The following is a 1,147-nucleotide window of genomic DNA, read 5'->3' as shown; positions in this document are numbered from 1 at the left end:
GCACCGCCAACTCGGTCGGCAAAGCCAAGCCCTGGTCGTTGTGAAACCAACATTTTGGCGCCAAATTACCCCGTGGTGCAAAATCGGGTTTGATGCCATTCATCATCATCACGGCGGTCAAAGCCATGGGGATGTGGGCAATATTGGTAACCACCGCCCCCTTGGCAGAACAGATGGGAGTATCCGGGGTAAACACCCCTTTTACCTCAAATTTTTCTTGAAACCATTTTTCTTTGGCCGCTGCATCATCACCGGAACCAGCAATGGCACCAGCATGACCACAAGCACGGGTCAACCGGGCTTTCCAACGTCCCACCACACAGGCCACAACCGGTTTTTTGAACTCCAGATTGTGCTCATAATAGCCACCTGGCTCAATATACATCACCGCTGCTTTGGTACGCGGATCATTGTGCATACCATGGGTAAATTCGGGAGCAGCAAAATGGATATAGACATCCTTACCCGACGACAACGATACGGTTGTTCCCCAACCGGCAGTCAACAGATAGGTGGCGATGGTGGTGGTAAAGTTGCCAGAGTTGGAGAAGATGGCCACCGAACCGGGAACCAAAGACTCTTCTGGCGCGCTGCCACCCAAGGCGCCGCCAAGACGGACATGGTTATGCGCATCAGCCACACCCAAACAGTTGGCACCGAAAACATCCACCCCACGCCATTGGCAATATTGGCGAATAATACGCGCGTGTTTGACCTTCACCTTTTCGGTAAGGATGATCACCTTGCGCAGATCCGGATTGACCCGAACCGCTTCGATAACCGCATCCTTCACCCCGGAAGGTGGCACATAGACCACTGCCACATTAAATTTGTGGCCCGCTTTCATCGCCTCCAGCACATTGTTATAAACAGGAATATCACCTGCAGCCGTTTTCATCACCGAGCCACTGCGACCCGGCATGGTGCCACAGACAATATTGCCGCCTGAATAGACATGGCTGACAGGCGTTACGGTGGAGCTTTCACCACCCATTATATTCAACACACAGACCCGATCCTGCTTGGTAGCAAAATCAGCCAGCGAACGAATTCCCACATAATAGGGAAATTCATCCTCGCCACGGGCGTGCATGAAGTTGTAACCTTCGTTGAGTCCTAAGTCTACTTGTCTGACCATAGCATCCCT

General features: G+C 52.1%; 1 pseudogene. It reads right to left on the bottom strand.

Features of this window, described 5'->3' with window-relative positions:
• Positions 1 to 1,093, bottom strand: a pseudogene (locus tag EJP87_RS16840) (CoA-binding protein); the annotation flags it as partial.
• Between the last annotated feature and the right edge of the window lie 54 nt (positions 1,094 to 1,147).

This window comes from Candidatus Magnetaquicoccus inordinatus (assembly GCF_004217665.1).
GTDB lineage: Bacteria > Pseudomonadota > Magnetococcia > Magnetococcales > Magnetaquicoccaceae > Magnetaquicoccus > Magnetaquicoccus inordinatus.
This window is presented reverse-complemented; position numbering and strand designations above follow the sequence as displayed.